The sequence below is a fragment of the Pseudomonas sp. H3_D04 genome, from assembly GCF_054669175.1.
Genome location: NZ_CP162801.1, coordinates 5,129,492 through 5,146,560 on the forward strand (window position 1 = coordinate 5,129,492; position 17,069 = coordinate 5,146,560).

Sequence of the window (17,069 nt, forward strand, 5' to 3'; positions counted from 1 at the left end):
TAAAAATAACAACCTCAATCCAAGAACAGCGCAATTAATTAATTACACTTAAGCCGGACAAACAAGTGTAACTTTTATCTTTGTCGGAAACGGTTACTAACACACTGCGCACAGCCGCGAATCAAACGGCCTGCGTCGGTTGTATCAGAACATGAAACGCGGATATTGAATTGTCTGAGGCACTCGCACGCACTTTCCGGGTGAGCCCAGTTAAAGTACGGCGGGCATCAAGGAATCTTTCGGTCGATGCGCGGTGAAAAATCTTACGCACTGGAAGGGGGGCGGAACTGCGGCCAGCACCGCTGGCCGCCAAGACTTACCCGGCTGGCTTGTCGCCGTACCAACGAGGCGTATACACCCACTGGCCACCCTCGGTACGCGGGAACACGCAGGTGGTGGAAGAGCCGACCAGCACCATGGTGCGCATGTCGACCTGATCGGGGGTCAGATCACCCAGCGTGGTGACACGCAATGTCTGGCCTGGACGACCAATGTCCCGCCCCAACACCACCGGCGTTTCAGCGGTGCGGTGCTGCGCGACAATCTCCAGTGCCCGACCCAGTTGCCAAGGACGCGACCGCGAGATCGGGTTGTAGAACGCCAGCGCCAGGTCGGCCTGAGACGCCAGGTCCAGCCGCTTCTCGATGATTGCCCAAGGCTTGAGGTTGTCCGACAGGGACATCACGCAGAAGTCGTGCCCCAATGGCGCGCCGGCCTGGGCGGCCGTTGCCAGGGATGCGGAGACGCCTGGAAGAATCTCCAGATCGACGTTGTGCCAACCCGGCTCACTTGACTCGTGCAGCGCTTCGAGCACGGCGGCCGCCATGGCGAATACGCCCGGATCTCCCGACGAAACCACCACAACCGACCGCCCTTGGGCCGCCAGTTCAAAGGCGTGGCGAGCGCGCTGCATTTCTTCGCGGTTGTCGGTGCAATGCAGCACTTGATCCTCGCGAAATGGCCCGGCCATGCGCACGTAGGTTTCATAACCCAGCACGTCATTGGCGCGCGCCAGTTCATCCTTCACCGCCGGCACCATCAGTTCGGCGGCGCCAGGGCCCAGGCCGATCACGGCCAGACGACCGCGCGCACGCCCGATCTGTGCAACCTCCAGTGGCTGACTGGCCACCGCGATCGCGATGCCCGTATCCGCCGCCACGACGGTAGCGTTCGGCGCGGTGTCGCGGGCCAGCTCGCTGACGCCGCCGCTGACCGAGGCAAACCGCAGCGGCACACCCAGCTCAAGCGCCGCGTCGCGTAACGCAGGGTTGGCCATGTGCAGATCGCTGGCCAGCAGGCACGCCAGCGATTGCACGGCGATGTTTGCCTGATGCAGCGCCCCGCGAATCGCGTTCGGCAGATCCGCCACCTCGGCGTTCACCGCCACCAGCACACTGCGCGGGTAGATCAACAATTCATTGGCCGCCGGCGTGCGCTCGGCACTGCCGACATGAATCGACAACGGCGCCTGCGGATCTTCCGGCAGCTGCGCTTGCTCCAGCCACGGCGCGGTGCCTTCGATGCGCACACTTTGGCCGGCGAGCAGATCCGAGACAAAACGTTTGCCCAGTTCCAGATCGCCGAGGGCGTAGCCGCTGGGTGGATTGAGCAGGCAGGTGCCGAAGCGCAGTTCACCGCTGGTGGTGATCGCCGCCGCCACCTCAAGACCGGCAGCAATCTCCCGCGCCATGACGTTCACGCCACCGAGGCCACCCAGCAGCGGCACCACGGCACTGCCGTCTTCGGCCACGGCCAGCACGGGTGGCTCGGCGCCCTTCTCCAGCAGTAACGGCGCCAGGGTGCGGATCACGATCCCGGCCGCACACAAGGCAATGATCGGCGTGTCCTGCTGATAGAACTCACGCACGGTCGCGCCAAACTCGTGATAGACACGGTCCGCGCCTTCAACCCGTCCGGCCAGGCCATGAATCAAGGCGCCGGGGTAGACCTGCTGGATCTTGCGTGCGGTCGCGAGGCTGCCATTGCCAAGAATGACAATCGCCGGAACTGGACGGGCCATCAACCTTGCCACCGTTCGCCGGGAACGATGATCAACGAGAAGTACGGCGAGGACATCGGCTCGACCTGATCCAGCGGCACGATCTTCTGATTGGCCATGGTCGCGCGCTCGACGTACAGCGCCCGCTCCGCCAGCCCCAGTTCTTCGAGCACCTGACGGACCTTGGGAAAGTTGCGTCCCAGCTTCATGATCACCGCCGCATCGGCATCGGCCAGGCGACGCTTGAGGTCCTCGTGCGGCAATACGCCCGAGAGCACAGACAGGCTCTGATTGCGATACACCAACGGCGCGCCCAGCACCGAAGCGCCGCCGAGCATGGAGCACACACCCGGCACCACTTCGGCTTCGTATCGTTCGGCCAGACGATCGTGCAAGTACATGTAGGAGCCGTAGAAGAACGGATCACCTTCGCAGATCACCGCCACGTCTCGACCGGCATCCAGATGCGCGGCGAGTTCTTCGCCCGCCGCATCGTAGAAATCGCTGATCACTTGCTCATAAGACAGCGGCGCCGGCAACGCTTCAGTGGTCACCGGATACACCAGCGGCAGCAGCGTTTGTGCGTCCTGCAAATGCGCTTCGATGATGCCGAAGGCGTTGCCCTTTTTACCCTTGGCGACGAAGTACGCCACCACGGGCGACTCGCGCAGCAAGCGCAGGGCTTTGACAGTAATCAGCTCCGGGTCACCGGGGCCGACGCCCAGGCCGATCAAGCGTCCAGGCTGCTGCATCATTCAATCTCCGTGGCGAGGGCATTGACGGCGGCGGCGGCCATGGCGCTGCCGCCCAGCCGGCCTTGCATGATGACAAACGGCACGCCGCGACTGTCGGCCGCCAGCGCCGCCTTGGATTCGGCAGCGCCGACGAAGCCGACCGGAAAGCCGAGGATCAGCGCCGGCTTGGGGGCGCCGGCATCGAGCATTTCCAACAGATAGAACAGCGCGGTCGGGGCGTTGCCGATCACCACCACGCTGCCTTCCAAATGCGGACGCCACAGCTCCAGGGCGGCAGCGGAACGGGTGTTGCCCAACTCTCGGGCCAGTTCCGGAACGCTTTCATCGCGCAGGGTGCAAATCACTTCGTTGTTGGCCGGCAACCGCGTGCGGGTCACGCCTTCGCTGACCATCCGTGCGTCGCACAGGATCGGCGCACCGGCGGCGAGCGCCTCACGCCCGGCCTTGCCCGCGCCTTGCGAAAATTGCAGGCCGTCGATGGCGTCGACCATGCCGCAGGCGTGGATCACCCGCACCGCGAGTTTTTCCAGATCGGCCGGGATTCGCTCGAGGTTGGCCTCGGCACGAATGATCGCGAAGGAGTTGCGATAGATCTCCTGACCGTCGCGGATGTAATCAAGCATCTAAGGGGCTCCGTGAGCGGGCGTCGAGCAAGGCCGCGACCGCTTCAATAGTAAGATTGCGTGCGTGCAGCGCGCCGAAACCCGGCTGCGCTGTATCGCGAAAATAGAGGTCGTAATGACCGGAAGAAACCGCCAGCAACGTGACCGGCGCGATGTGCGCCGCCGCGCAGGAACGCGGGCAGCCGGACAGGTGCACGTTCAGCGTCTGGCCGTGACGTTGCAACAGCGTCGCCAGTTGCCGGGCATCGCCCTTGGTGTCAGCCAGGCCTTTGCCGCAGCCGGTCGAGCCGGTGCAGGCGATGAGATGCGCCAGGGCATCGTCGGCCGAGCAGCGCAGGCCGAGGTGTTCAAGGTTGTGGATAACGTGAGGCGCCTTGCTGCCATGGACGCCGGGCACCAAGAGGCTTTGCCAGGGCGTGAAACGCAGCGTGCCGTCGCCCTGTTCGCGGGCCAGTTGTGCAGCGCCTCGGAGCATCGCCGGGTTGAGGCGACCCAGCGGCGGCACTGCGCCGATGTAGAAACGACCGGCATCACGCTGTGGATGAGCGCCGATATGCAACGCATCTGGATTTGCCTCGCGCCGCCACGCCTCGATGGGCATCAACGGCACTCGCTCGGCGAGACGCGCGAGAAACCCCTCGAGCGAACATTCGGCGAGCAGGTGCCGCATGCGGGTCTGCTCGGGGCGCGCCAGTTCCAGGAACAACTCCAGCACCGCAACTACCAGCGCATGCCCCTGCTCCAGCGACACCGCGCCTGCGGGCAGGTCGACAAGGCAACCCGCCAGGCCGAACACAAACACTCGCTCACCGTCGCGCTCAGCAGCGGACAACCAAAGATCATGCGAGTGTTCGAGCATTGCCAGCCCTTCGCCGCCATCCAGTTGCACCGCAAACTTGGCGCTGAGGTCGTGAAAGCGTTCATCGCTTTGCAGCGTGGCGAGGATCTGTTCAGCCAGCGGGCGCGTATCGATCAGCATCTGCCGATCAATGCCTGCGCCGGGGCTGAGCATCAGATTGCGCACGTCATCGACCGCCGCGCTGGTCGGGCCGAGTCCGGCCGCCATCAGGCTGTCGATCAAGGCAGCGTGCTCACCGCCGATCCCGCGAATCTGCAGGTTGGCGCGGTTGGTTGCCTCGATCACCCCGCCGGCGAAATGCTCGGCTGCATTCGCCACCGCTTCGGCCTGAGCCGCGCTGATCGAACCGCCATTCAACTTGATCCGGCAGATGCCGCCGTCCAGTGCCTGGACGATACGCAACAACCCCGGACAGGCCGAGGGGCGTAAAGCGGTGGACATCGGGCGTTCGTTCAAGGGATGGACCGGCTGGCTGGCAGCGCCGTGGTGGGCGAAAGGTCGCCATTATGCCTGCTTTGCCCGAGCGCATGAAAATGCCTGCCGGTCGGAATTCGTGTTTCAGGCCATCCGAAAGCGTAACGAACTCCCCCGTCCCTTGGGCGGTTTACAGCTCATAGTCCTCGAAGTTGAATTTAATGCCTGCCAGCGCCTCTTCCACGCTGGATCGACGAGCGTCCATCACCCGCCGTGAGATCACTACCTTTCGAGCCAGGACATCCAGCTGATTCATGACTTGCGATATATCCCAAAAAAGGTATTCGGTATTCATGCTTGACTTGATGAACCTGATATTACTGACCACTAACTCCATATCCCCATTTGCGTTGTAGCTAATCGGCATTATCTTAAAGTCGAAGGCCTTTCCACTCACCCCCTTGACCTTCTTTAACAGTTCAACGTCTTTTTCCAGTGCAGCAAGTCCCAGATTCACCCCTTCCACCTGGTCACGGCTGAGAATAGGAGAAGCCAGCTTCGACCAGACCTGCCGCACACTTCCATAAAACTGTGTTTGAACATGCTCAATCGGCGGATGATCACGATTCCAGCCATGCGACCACAGTACATCGGCGTAATAATCGATCCAGCGTCCGGGCCGGATTGCGCTGTTGTAAGTATTGTCCGCTTGCCGCTGTGCCAGATAAGTACAATTCAATGCGAAACGATAATCCTCGCGCGACTGTCCTTGAACACCGGTCAGCAAGATATCCCCCACCAGGGCTGCATTATGTTTCACATCATCCGTTATCACAGTCATATCCATATCCATTAACGCCATAAAGGCGACTATCCATCCAACTTAAAAAGTAGTTACTCGAAAACAAATCAAGCATGCCTTACAGCAAACTTTAAACTTGACCCAAAAACAAAAATAACAAAACCAACCCAACACCAAACAAGTTTTCGACCACATAAGTTTTCAAAAAAACGCCGTCTGCTCCGGCAATGGAGCAGCGCCAGATAACAGAAGCCGCGTTATCATGCCGCCCTTGAACATGAACCCTGGATTAAGGAACGGCATGGCACCCTGGCTAACGGTTGTGGGAATCGGTGAAGACGGCTTCAAGGGCCTGGGCAAGAATGCCCGGCGCGCCCTGTTGGGCGCCTCGCGAATCTTCGGCGGCCAGCGGCAACTGAATTTGTTGCCAGCGTGCATTCGTGGCGAGCGGCAGTTGTGGCCCAGTCCGTTTTCCCTTGACCCCGTTCTGGCGCTGCGTGGCGAACCGGTCTGCGTGCTGGCCAGCGGTGATCCGATGTTCTTCGGCGTCGGCGCCAGCCTGGCCCGGCAAGTGCCTGACGCTGAAATGCTGATCCAGCCCGCGCCCTCCTCCTGTTCACTCGCGGCGGCGCGAATGGGCTGGCCCTTGCAGGAGGTGGTGACGCTTTCGTTGGTAGCCCGGCCCCTCGCCGCACTGAACGCGCAGTTGTTCAGCGGCGTGCGTTTGCTGGTGCTGAGCAACGATGGCCAAAGCCCGGCCGCCGTTGCGGCATTGTTGCGTGAACGCGGTTTCGGTCCGAGCCGTCTCAGCGTGCTGGAACATTTGGGCGGCGCAAACGAACGGCGCATCGATGGGGTGGCCAATGACTGGAACGATCCAGCGGTCGCCGATCTGAACCTGATCGCCATCGAATGCATCGCCGCGCCGGACACCCCGCGGCTCTCACGACTGGCCGGCCTACCAGACTCGGCCTTCCAGCACGACGGTCAACTGACCAAACGCGACGTCCGCGCGATCACCCTTGCGCGCCTGGCCCCGGTACCCGGCGAACTGCTGTGGGATGTCGGCGCCGGCAGCGGCTCGATCGGCATCGAATGGATGCGCGCCCACCCCAGTTGCCGCACGCTGGCCATCGAAGCCGATGAAGGTCGGCAGCTGTTGATCGAACACAATCGCGATGCCCTTGGCGTGCCCGGTCTGCAATTGATTCGCGGCAGTGCGCCGCAGGCCCTGGCCGGGCTCGAACTCCCGGATGCGATTTTTATCGGTGGCGGGGTCACCCGTGAAGGTGTGCTCGACACCTGCTGGGCGCAACTCAAACCCGGCGGCCGATTGATCGCCAACGCCGTCACGTTGCAAAGCGAAGTCACCCTGATGACCTGGCGCGAACGCCACGGCGGCGAGCTGACCCGCATTCACGTTGCCCAGGCCCAGCCGCTGGGGGAGTTCGACACCTGGCGTCAGGCGCTGCCGATTACCTTGCTGGACGTGACGAAGCCCCTCGATGCGTGACGAAACCGCCGAACAACCCGCCCCGCTGCGCAGCGGCCTGACCACGGGCAGTTGCGCCACCGCGACCAGTCTGGCAGCGGCCCGTTTGTTATTGGGCGGGATGAGCGCTGACGCCGTGGAGATCGTGCTGCCCAAGGGCAAGCAGGTGCGGATGCGCCTGGAATTCTGCCGCCTGATCGACGACGGCGCCGAAGCCGGGACGATCAAGGATGCCGGGGATGACCCCGACGTGACCCATGGCGCGTTGCTGTATTCCCAGGTGCGACTGCGCGGCGAGCCGGGTATCCGTTTCAGCGCCGGGCGTGGCGTCGGCACAGTCACCCGGCCGGGGCTGGTGCTGGGCGTCGGCGAGCCCGCGATCAACCCGGTGCCGCGCAAAATGATCACCGAGCACCTGACGTTGTTGGCCGAAGAACTCGGCTATAGCGGCGGTTTCGAGGTCACGGTCAGCGTCGAGGACGGCGAGGCGCTAGCCTTGAAAACCATGAACCCACGACTGGGCATTCTGGGCGGGTTGTCGATCCTCGGCACCAGCGGCATCGTCCGGCCATTTTCCTGTGCGGCTTACATCGCCTCGATCCACCAAGGTATCGATGTGGCCAAAACCAACGGTTACCTGCACATCGCCGCCTGTACCGGCAACGCCAGCGAGGACACCATGCGCCGCGTCTACGACCTGCCGGAAATCGCCCTGATCGAAATGGGCGACTTCGTCGGCGCGGTGCTCAAACACTTGCGCAAAGTGCCGGTGGATAAACTCAGCCTGTGCGGCGGCTTCGGCAAGATCAGCAAACTGGCGGCCGGGCATATGGATTTGCACAGCCGGCATTCCAGCATCGACCTGCCGCAACTGGCCGAATGGGCCGCCACAATGGGCGCCGACAAGGCGCTGCAGCAAGGCATTCGCGACGCCAATACCAGCCAGCAAGCCTTGGCGATGGCCAGCGCGGCGGGCATCGCCCTTGGAGATGCGGTGTGTCAGCACGCGCTGGACTTCGCCCGCAGCGTGGTGCCGGCGCAGGTTCAGGTTGAAGTCTTTGCCATCGATCGCCAGGGCGGAATTGTCGGCCATGCAGGTGCTTTTCAATGAAGCGTATTTTGCTGCTGGGCGGCGTGACCGAAGCCTTGGCCATCGCCCGCACGCTGGGGCCGGAACACATCTATAGCCTGGCCGGTGTCGGTCGCGTGCCGACGGACCTGACCTGCCAGGTGCGCGTTGGCGGCTACGGCGGTGCCGAAGGCCTGGCGCAGTTCATTCGCGATGAAGGGATCGATCTGCTGCTGGACGCGACCCACCCCTACGCGGCACAAATCAGCCACAACGCCACGACCGCCGCGCAGCTGAGCGGCATTGCATGCTGGGCGTTACGCCGTCCTGCCTGGCAGCCACAGGCCGGGGACGACTGGCGCGAAGTCAAAGATTGGGTCGAACTGATCGAAGCCCTGAAACCCTTCCGCCGACCGCTGTTCACCCTCGGCCGCGAACCGTTGCAGCACCTGCACGAAATCCCGCCGGAGCAATTCTGGACCTTGCGCGCCCTGGACGCTTACCCGGGCAACGAACGCTGCGAAGTCATCGGCGCGCGCGGGCCGTTTCTGATCGAGGATGAACGGGAGCTGTTTGAACGTCGGCAGATTGATGTGCTGATCAGCAAGAACAGCGGCAGCACCGCGACCGAACCGAAACTGGAAGTGGCGCGGGAGCGTGGGGTGCCGGTGATTGTGTTGCAGCGGCCGGTGTTGCCGGGTGTGGATCGGGAGTTTGGATCGGTGAGTGAGTTGTTTGCTGCACTGGCGGAATGCAATCTGCCGGACGCCTAAGTAATTGTGGCGAGGGAGCTTGCTCCCTCGCCATAGGGTTGTATGCCGAACGCAATTCATCCGGCATTTCGAATCAGAGCCACTACACTCTTTTGAAAGTGCACTGCGACACCACACCGCACGCCGCTTTTTTACTTATCGGCCCTGATCAGGCTAAATAGCCGCGACTGATCGCCCACCCAACGGATTTTGTCCCATGTCCCGACAACGGCTAGCAATTGCCTGGATCGCCTGCTTCGCAGTGCTGTTCAACATGCTCGCCATGCCGATGACCGGAGCCATGGCGCAGTCGGCGAAATCACCCGCCGAGCAATTGTTGTGGGGCAGTTTCTGTACGTCCAGCGGCACGAAGATGGTGGCGATTTCCCTGGGCGACCTTGATCAAAAAGCCCCGCAGAACGACGACCATTCCAACATGCAGCATTGCTGGTGCTGTTCCGGTTCCGCGCCGTTGGTGGCGTTGCCGGGGCATGCGCCACAACTGTATTTCGCTCGTTTCGAAGCCAATCGAAGCGTGCCTGCCACCGCTCTCGACACCCCCACCCCGCGCCAGCAATGGCCGAGCCTCAACCCCCGCGCGTCCCCTCTGGTGTGATTCCTTCTCGCAATTGAACTGCGTCTTGAATCGCTCTGGAGAACTGCCATGTTGAACAAACTCATCGTTCTGGCTGCGTTGCTGCTGCCTGCCTGCTTTGCCAATGCCCACGAATACAAGGTCGGCGAACTGCAGATCGCTCATCCGTGGTCCCAGGAATTGCCGCCCAACGCGCCAACCGTAGCGGCCTATTTTGTTATTCAGAACACCGGAAAAGCCGCCGACCGCCTGCTCAGCGTCGACTCGCCGATTGCCGGTGAAGCGCAGTTGCATGAGCACATCATGCAAAACGACCTGATGAAAATGCAGCAAGTGCCGAGCGTCGAGATTCCTGCCGGTGGCAACGTCACGTTTGCGCCAATGGCCTATCACGTGATGCTGGTGAATCTGAAAGACCGCAGCCTGCTGAGCGACGGCAAGCGTTTCCCGCTGACCCTGCACTTCGAAAAATCCGGTGACGTGACGGTCGAAGTCGCGGTGCAGAAGAAGCCACCAGAAGTCATGCAGATGCACACCCACGCCCAGTAAATCACTGAGCTGAACACACCCATGCGCCCGCTTAGCGCCAGGTCATCCGCACACCGTCGTCAGTCGTCAAGCCTGACGCACGGCAGCTGGATCAGCCTGTTCGCCATGCTGATGATCTTTATCGGCCCGCTGATTTCTCAGTCGATGCCGATGGATCAACGCGCCTCGTCGATGTCGATGAGCATGTCGATGGACATGAGCATGGACATGTCGGCCATGGAGCACGCCAACCACGGCGCGCAACCCGCCGCCGAGCACTGCCCGCCCAAAACCTCGCACCACGCGCTCTGGGAAAAATGCGGCTATTGCAGCCTGCTGTTCAATTGCCCGGCGCTGACCGGCGGCCAGACCTTCGTCGCGTTCGACACACCAACAGCCACCACCTTCACCACTCCCTCCCCTCGCCTGGGCCATGCCCAGTACACCGTCTTCCCCGGCGCCCGAACCCGCGCCCCACCCATCGTCGCGTAAACACGCACCTCTGATTTCACACGGTTTTGCAGACAGCCACAGGCTGTCCGCCGTGTCGTTTACGACTGCTCGATGGAAATTGTCATGTCCAGGTTTGCTGCTGACACACGCTTGAGCCCTGCCCAAGCTTCTTTTGCCCCGAACGAATCGAGTATTCGTTTCAGGCACGCCACCGCCGTCCTTTGCAGCGCATTGCTGACATCCACGGTGCTGGCCAACGAACACGCGGGCCACGGTGAAGAACTGAGCCCGACGGTGATCACCGCCATTGCCCCGAGTTCGCCGCTGACCATCGTCACCAACCCCAAGGACCCGCGCCAACCCGTTCCGGCCAGCGACGGTGGCGACTACCTGAAAACCATCCCCGGCTTCGCCCTGGTACGCAACGGCGGCACCAACGGTGATCCGGTGCTGCGCGGCATGTTCGGTTCGCGACTGAACATCCTCACCAACGGCGGCCAATTGCTCGGCGCCTGCCCCGGCCGGATGGACGCGCCCACCTCCTACATCTCGCCGGAAACCTACGACAAACTCACCGTCATCAAAGGTCCGCAAACCGTACTGTGGGGACCAGGCGCATCGGCGGGCACGATCTTGTTCGAGCGTGAACCGGAAAGCTTCGGCGAACTCGGTACCCGCGTGAACGCCAGCGTATTGGCCGGCTCCAACGGCCGTTTTGACAAAGTGGTGGACGCCGCTGCCGGCGGGCCGCTGGGCTACGTGCGCGTGATCGGCAACACCGCGCACGCCGACGACTACAAGGACGGCAACAACGACACCGTGCCGTCGCGCTACGACAAATGGAACGGTGACGTGGCGCTCGGCTGGACGCCGGACGCCGACACGCTGCTGGAGCTGACCGCCGGCAAGGGCGATGGTGAAGCGCGTTACGCCGGGCGCGGCATGGACGGCTCGCAGTTCAAGCGTGAAAGCCTGGGCCTGCGGTTCGAAAAATCGAACATCGGCGAGGTGCTGGACAAGGTCGAAGCGCAGATCTACTACAACTACGCCGACCACGTGATGGACAACTACACGCTGCGCACGCCATCGGGCACCGGGATGATGGCCGGCCCAATGGCTTCCAACGTCGACCGCCGCACCCTCGGCGCGCGGATCAAGGCGACTTGGCGCTGGGCCGATGTGCAGTTGATCAGCGGCATCGATGCGCAGACCAACGAGCATCGCCAACGCGGCAGCATGGGCGTCGATACCTACAAGGACCTGCCGTATACCAAGGACGCCGACTTCCATAACTATGGCGTGTTCAGCGAACTGACCTGGTACGCCGCCGACCGTGACCGGTTGATTACTGGTGCACGCCTGGACCGTGCATCGGCCAAGGATTACCGGCAGACCACCGGTTCCGGGATGATGACTCGCCCCAACCCGACCGCCGACGAAACCCGCGCCGACACATTGCCAAGCGGCTTCCTGCGCTACGAGCATGACCTCGCCGACAGCCCGACCACCCTCTACGCCGGCCTCGGTCACACCCAGCGTTTCCCCGATTACTGGGAACTGTTTTCGCCCAAGTCCGGCCCCGCCGGATCGGTGAATGCCTTCGATTCGATCAAGCCTGAAAAAACCACCCAGCTCGATTTCGGCCTGCAATACAAGACCGAAGACCTCGAAGCCTGGGCCTCGGGTTATGTCGGCCAGGTGCGCGATTACATCTTGTTCAACTACACCCCGACCATGATGGGCACCACCTCCCAGGCGCAGAACATCGACGCGCGAATCATGGGCGGCGAACTCGGCGCGGCCTACCAGCTGACCAGCAACTGGAAAGCCGACGCGACCCTGGCCTACGCCTGGGGCAAGAACAGCAGCGATGGCAACGCATTGCCGCAAATGCCGCCGCTGGACGCGCGTTTCGGCCTGACCTACAGCGAAGACAACTGGAGTGCCGGTGCCCTGTGGCGAGTGGTCGCGGCGCAAAACCGCATCGACCAGAACAAGGGCAACGTGGTCGGCAAGGACTTCGACAAGACCTCCGGTTTTGGCGTGTTCTCGCTCAATGGCGCCTACCGTATCAACAAAAACTGGAAGGTCAGCAGTGGCGTCGACAACCTGTTCGGCAAGGCTTACGCCGAGCATTTGAACCTGGCCGGCAACGCCGGTTTTGGCTATCCGGCCAATGACCCGCAGGCCATCAAAGAACCGGGGCGAACGCTCTGGACCAAGGTGGACATGAGCTTTTAAGCGCTTCGCGGGCAAGCCCGCTCCCACATGGACAGTGGAGAACCTGTGGGAGCGAGCCTGCTCGCGATCGGTTGCGCAGCAACCGCAAAACAAACAACTAAAAGAACCATGCCAAAGCGGAGCACACGTGATGAAACAGCCCAAAGTAAATTTCTACAACCTGGCCTGGCGCTGGCATTTCTATGCCGGTCTGTTCGTCGCGCCATTCATGGTGATGCTGGCCTTGACCGGCGTCATCTACCTGTTCAAGCCGCAACTCGATCCGATGATGTACGGCAGCCTGATGAACGTACCGGCCGGGCATCACAGCATCCCGGCCGACGACCTGCTCAAACGGGTGAAACAGGTGTACCCACACGCCACGATCAAACAGTACCTGCCGCCGGTCAACGCCGAGCGCAGCGCTCAGTTTGTCGTGATCAATGGCGGTAGCGAACTCAACGTATTCGTCGATCCCTATCAGGGCGACATCCTTGGCGAGCAAGACGCCAAGAAGAATCTGCAAGCGGTGGCGCGAGCGATTCATGGTGAATTGATGATCGGCACCGTCGGTGATCGATTGGTCGAACTGGCGGCCGGCTGGGGCGTGGTGCTGGTGGTTTCCGGCGTGTTCCTGTGGTGGCCGCGTGGCCAGGCGGCCGGTATTTTGTGGCCGCGCCTGACCAGTCGCGGTCGTGTGCTGTGGCGTGATTTGCATGCTGTGACCGGGTTCTGGGGCGCATCGTTGCTGCTGGTGATGCTGCTCAGCGGCATGACCTGGACCGGGTTCTGGGGCCAGAAATATGCGCAGGTGTGGAACGTGTTTCCGGCGGCAATGTGGGACAACGTGCCCAAATCCGATGTCGAGGCCCGCAGCCTCAACACTGCCACTCGCCAGACCGTGCCATGGGCGATGGAAAACACGCCGATGCCGATGTCCGGCGACCACGCCGAACACATGGCCCACGATGGCGCCAAAGCCGGCCCCGCCGCACCGACCATCAGCCTGCAAGACGTGCAGAACATCGCCGTGCAACGCAAGGTCGAGCCGGGTTACAGCATCACCTTCCCGACCACCGACACCGGCGTGTTCACCATCGCCGTGTTCGCGGACGACCCGCGCAATGACGCCACTTTGCATGTCGACCAGTACACCGGCGATGTCCTCGCCGACGTGCGCTACGAGCAATACGGGACCGTCGCCCGCGCCACAGAGATCGGCGTGATGTTGCACGAAGGCAAGATGTTTGGCGTGTTCAACCAGATCGTCGTGCTGCTGATCTGCCTGATGATTTTGCTCAGCGCGGTCAGCGGCGTGGTGATCTGGTGGAAACGGCGTCCACAAGGCAAGTTCGGTGTTCCACCGCTGCGCCACGACCTGCCGAGATGGAAAACCGCGATGGTCATCATGTTCGCTCTGGCCGTGGCGTTTCCGTTGGTGGGGGCTTCGCTGGTGATGGTGTGGGTGCTGGATCGCGTGCTGTTTTCGCGATTCACCCGGCAAACTGAATCGGCCTCACCTTCTTCATGAAGCAGGCGAGATGCGCGATTTAGACGAATCTGTAGACTTGCCGCGCTTAGCTCGGCATCATCTTTAGTGTTACTGTATAACTCAAATACAGTGTTTTGATCAGCAGGCTCGCTCCCCAGGATTTGCGCGATCCCTGTGGGAGCGCGCTTGCCCGTAATGGCGTCATCAGCATCACCCACTCTCTCAGAGCAACTGAATGACCTCGCTTAACCTCTCAAACCTCGCTTGGACACCCCTGGGCCACGGCCACTGCCATCACCAGTTCCAGCTGCGTGAGGCGTCCCTGCAGGTGGCCGCCGGTGAGTTCGTCGGGTTGATCGGCCCCAACGGCAGCGGCAAGACCAGCCTGCTGCGCTGCGCTTATCGCTTCAGCAAGCCCGAGAGTGGCGAGGTCCGGCTCGACCACCACAACGTCTGGAAGCAATCCTCGCGCTGGTGCGCCCAACGCATCGCCGTGGTGTTGCAGGAGTTCCCCGATGCCTTCGGCCTGACCGTCGACGAGGTGGTCGCCATGGGCCGCACGCCGCACAAAGGCCTGTTCGGTGGCGACACGATTGAAGACCGGAATCTGGCAACTCAAGCATTGGCGTCCGTCGGCCTCAGAGGCTTCGAAGACCACGCCTTCGCCACCCTCTCCGGCGGTGAAAAACAACGTGTGATCCTCGCCCGCGCCCTGGCTCAGCAACCGCAATTGCTGATCCTCGACGAGCCGACCAACCACCTCGACCCACGCTATCAACTGGAACTGTTGCAACTGGTCAAACGCCTGAAAATCGGCACCTTGGCCAGCATCCACGACCTCAATCTGGCGGCCGCTTTCTGCGATCGTTTGTACGTGATCCATCACGGTCGCATCGTCGCCAGCGGCACGCCGAAAGAAGTCCTGAGCGCCCCGCTGCTGCGCGACGTGTTCGGCGTCGAAGCGCTGATCGATGAACACCCCTTGCACGGCTACCCACGAATTACCTGGATAACCCAACCATGACTTTGCGTTCCCTGCTTTGCTTCACGCTGTTGCTGGGCAGTGCCCACGCGTTGGCCGAGGCCACGAACTACCCGTTGACGATCCAGAGCTGCAACCGCGAAGTGACCTTCACGCAGGCGCCGAAACACGCGGTCAGCCACGACATCAACATGACCCAGATGATGCTCGCCCTTGGCCTCAAACCGCGCATGGCCGGCTACAGCGGCGTGTCCGGCTGGAAGTCAGTCACGCCCGAGATGCAGACCATCCTCGACGGCTTGCCCGAGCTGGCAGCCAAATACCCGTCGGTGGAAACCCTGCTCAATGCCAACGTCGACTTCTTCTTCGCCGGCTGGGATTACGGCATGCGCGTGGGTGGCGACCTCACGCCTCAAACGTTGCAACCGCTGGGCATCAATGTCTACGAGCTGACCGAGTCCTGCGCCTTTGTCATGAAGCGTCCACCGGCCAGCCTGGAAGACACCTACAACGACCTGCGCAACCTCGGCAAGATCTTCGACGTGCAGGACCGCGCCAATGCCTTGATCGCCCAAATGCAGGCGCAAGTCGCCGAGGTGCGCAAGGGGCTGCCCGCCGATAAACCGCGGGTCTTCCTTTACGACAGCGGTGAAGACCGCGCCATGACGTCCGGCCGCCTCGGCATGCCGCAGGCACTGATCGACGCCGCGGGCGGGCGCAACATTCTGGACGACGTCGAGGCGAGCTGGACCCGCGTCAACTGGGAAGACGTGGTCGAGCGCAACCCTCAGGTGATCGTGATCGTCGACTACGGCGAAGTCACCGCCGAACAGAAAGAACACTTCCTGCTCAGCAACAAGGCGCTGCAATCGGTGGACGCGATCAAGAACCAGCGTTTCATCGTGATTCCGTATGTGCAGGCCACGCCGGGCATCGACAACGTGCTGGCGGTTGAAACCCTGGCCAAAGGTTTCCACGGCGAATGATGGATCGTCGCTATGTCTTGCTGCTGGTGATGCTCAGCGCGCTGTTGCTGGTCTCGTGCGTAGTGTCGCTGGGCTTCGGTCCGGCGCGGGTTCCGGTGGACGTGGTGGGGCGGATCTTGCTGCACAAGGTGTTCGGTGCTGGTGAAGTGAGCTGGACTGCAGGGCAGGAGCACATTGTCTGGCTGATCCGCGTGCCGCGCATGCTGCTCGGTGCGCTGGTCGGTGCTGGCCTGGCGCTGATCGGCGCGGTGCTGCAAGCGGTGACGCGCAATCCATTGGCCGACCCGCACCTGCTCGGGGTCACTTCCGGTGCGACCCTTGGCGCGGTGATTGTGGTGCTGCACGTCGGTGAAATCGTCGGCCTGCTGACCTTGCCGATCGCGGCGTTTATCGGCGCGCTGCTGAGCATGTTGACCGTGCTGATGATCGCCAATCGCAACGGTCGTCTGGACAGTGACCGGCTACTGCTGTGCGGCGTGGCGGTGTCTTTCGTGATGATGGCGATTGCCAATTTGCTGCTGTTCCTCGGCGACCACCGGGCGAGTTCGGCGGTGATGTTCTGGATGCTCGGCGGGCTCGGGTTGGCGCGCTGGGAGTTGCTTGCGGTGCCGGCCGCCAGCGTGTTGCTGGGATTGGTCTTGCTGCTAGGCATGGCCCGACCGTTGAATGCGCTGATGGCCGGCGAACAGACCGCCGTCACCCTCGGTTTGAACGCGCGTACCGTGCGCTTGCGGGTGTTTCTGATTGCGTCGCTGATGACCGGCGTATTGGTGTCGATCAGCGGGTCGATCGGGTTTGTCGGGCTGATGGTGCCGCACATTGCCCGTCGACTGGTCGGGGCCGAGCACCGGCGATTGTTACCGGCGTGTGTATTGCTGGGCAGCGTGTTTCTGGTGTGGGTCGACGTCGCCGCGCGCACCCTGATCGCCCCCGAGGACTTGCCGATTGGCGTGGCCACGGCGGCGATTGGCGGGTTGTTTTTCATCGGCCTCATGCAGCGTCGCTGAGCCATGCCAACCGGAGGGGGGCACGGCTCATCCGGCGCTCA

General features: G+C 62.2%; 16 protein-coding genes. 11 read left to right on the forward strand and 5 right to left on the reverse strand.

Annotated features, from left to right (window positions below):
* Window positions 1-316: 316 nt before the first annotated feature.
* From cobJ to AB4N91_RS23740, 5 genes are all read right to left on the reverse strand, one after another.
* A complete protein-coding gene (cobJ, locus tag AB4N91_RS23720; protein WP_460111824.1) occupies window positions 317-2,020 on the reverse strand; it encodes a precorrin-3B C(17)-methyltransferase in 1,704 nt (567 codons plus the stop codon).
* Window positions 2,020-2,751 (reverse strand): precorrin-2 C(20)-methyltransferase, encoded by a 732-nt coding sequence (locus tag AB4N91_RS23725; protein ID WP_010463910.1) that lies wholly within the window; start codon window positions 2,749-2,751, stop codon window positions 2,020-2,022. Before AB4N91_RS23725 ends, cobJ begins: the two co-directional genes overlap by 1 nt.
* A complete protein-coding gene (locus tag AB4N91_RS23730) occupies window positions 2,751-3,377 on the reverse strand; it encodes a precorrin-8X methylmutase (RefSeq protein WP_010463912.1) in 627 nt (208 codons plus the stop codon). The genes AB4N91_RS23725 and AB4N91_RS23730 overlap by 1 nt, the downstream gene beginning before the upstream one ends.
* Window positions 3,370-4,677, reverse strand: coding sequence for a precorrin-3B synthase (gene cobG / locus AB4N91_RS23735; protein ID WP_460111825.1), 1,308 nt, complete (start codon window positions 4,675-4,677; stop codon window positions 3,370-3,372). The genes AB4N91_RS23730 and cobG overlap by 8 nt, the downstream gene beginning before the upstream one ends.
* Before the next feature lie 163 nt (window positions 4,678-4,840).
* Window positions 4,841-5,512, reverse strand: coding sequence for a hypothetical protein (locus AB4N91_RS23740; RefSeq protein WP_083375147.1), 672 nt, complete (start codon window positions 5,510-5,512; stop codon window positions 4,841-4,843).
* Window positions 5,513-5,753: 241 nt separating this feature from the next.
* Between AB4N91_RS23740 and cbiE the strand changes: the two genes are divergently transcribed.
* From cbiE to AB4N91_RS23795, 11 genes are all read left to right on the forward strand, one after another.
* Window positions 5,754-6,965, forward strand: coding sequence for a precorrin-6y C5,15-methyltransferase (decarboxylating) subunit CbiE (gene cbiE / locus AB4N91_RS23745; protein ID WP_154913226.1), 1,212 nt, complete (start codon window positions 5,754-5,756; stop codon window positions 6,963-6,965).
* A complete protein-coding gene (locus AB4N91_RS23750) occupies window positions 6,958-8,055 on the forward strand; it encodes a cobalt-precorrin-5B (C(1))-methyltransferase (protein ID WP_458725776.1) in 1,098 nt (365 codons plus the stop codon). Before cbiE ends, AB4N91_RS23750 begins: the two co-directional genes overlap by 8 nt.
* Window positions 8,052-8,786, forward strand: a complete 735-nt coding sequence (locus tag AB4N91_RS23755; protein ID WP_304872842.1) for a cobalt-precorrin-6A reductase — start codon at window positions 8,052-8,054, stop codon at window positions 8,784-8,786. Before AB4N91_RS23750 ends, AB4N91_RS23755 begins: the two co-directional genes overlap by 4 nt.
* 196 nt (window positions 8,787-8,982) lie before the next feature.
* Entirely contained in the window at window positions 8,983-9,381 is a 399-nt protein-coding gene (locus tag AB4N91_RS23760; protein ID WP_083375151.1) for a DUF2946 domain-containing protein, read from the forward strand.
* A 48-nt stretch (window positions 9,382-9,429) separates the two neighbouring features.
* Complete coding sequence (locus AB4N91_RS23765; RefSeq protein WP_010463921.1) at window positions 9,430-9,909, forward strand: copper chaperone PCu(A)C; 480 nt, start codon at window positions 9,430-9,432, stop codon at window positions 9,907-9,909.
* A 21-nt stretch (window positions 9,910-9,930) separates the two neighbouring features.
* A complete protein-coding gene (locus AB4N91_RS23770) occupies window positions 9,931-10,380 on the forward strand; it encodes a DUF2946 domain-containing protein (protein ID WP_083375152.1) in 450 nt (149 codons plus the stop codon).
* 84 nt (window positions 10,381-10,464) lie between these two features.
* Complete coding sequence (locus AB4N91_RS23775; RefSeq protein WP_083375153.1) at window positions 10,465-12,582, forward strand: TonB-dependent copper receptor; 2,118 nt, start codon at window positions 10,465-10,467, stop codon at window positions 12,580-12,582.
* 130 nt (window positions 12,583-12,712) lie between these two features.
* Window positions 12,713-14,092 carry a PepSY-associated TM helix domain-containing protein gene (locus tag AB4N91_RS23780; protein ID WP_460111826.1) on the forward strand — a complete coding sequence of 460 codons (1,380 nt, stop codon included), beginning with the start codon at window positions 12,713-12,715 and terminating at the stop codon, window positions 14,090-14,092.
* Window positions 14,093-14,288: 196 nt separating this feature from the next.
* Window positions 14,289-15,077, forward strand: coding sequence for an ABC transporter ATP-binding protein (locus AB4N91_RS23785; RefSeq protein ID WP_077748956.1), 789 nt, complete (start codon window positions 14,289-14,291; stop codon window positions 15,075-15,077).
* Window positions 15,074-16,021, forward strand: a complete 948-nt coding sequence (locus AB4N91_RS23790; protein ID WP_154913218.1) for an ABC transporter substrate-binding protein — start codon at window positions 15,074-15,076, stop codon at window positions 16,019-16,021. Before AB4N91_RS23785 ends, AB4N91_RS23790 begins: the two co-directional genes overlap by 4 nt.
* Window positions 16,018-17,028 carry a FecCD family ABC transporter permease gene (locus AB4N91_RS23795; RefSeq protein ID WP_154502860.1) on the forward strand — a complete coding sequence of 337 codons (1,011 nt, stop codon included), beginning with the start codon at window positions 16,018-16,020 and terminating at the stop codon, window positions 17,026-17,028. The genes AB4N91_RS23790 and AB4N91_RS23795 overlap by 4 nt, the downstream gene beginning before the upstream one ends.
* Window positions 17,029-17,069: the final 41 nt, after the last annotated feature.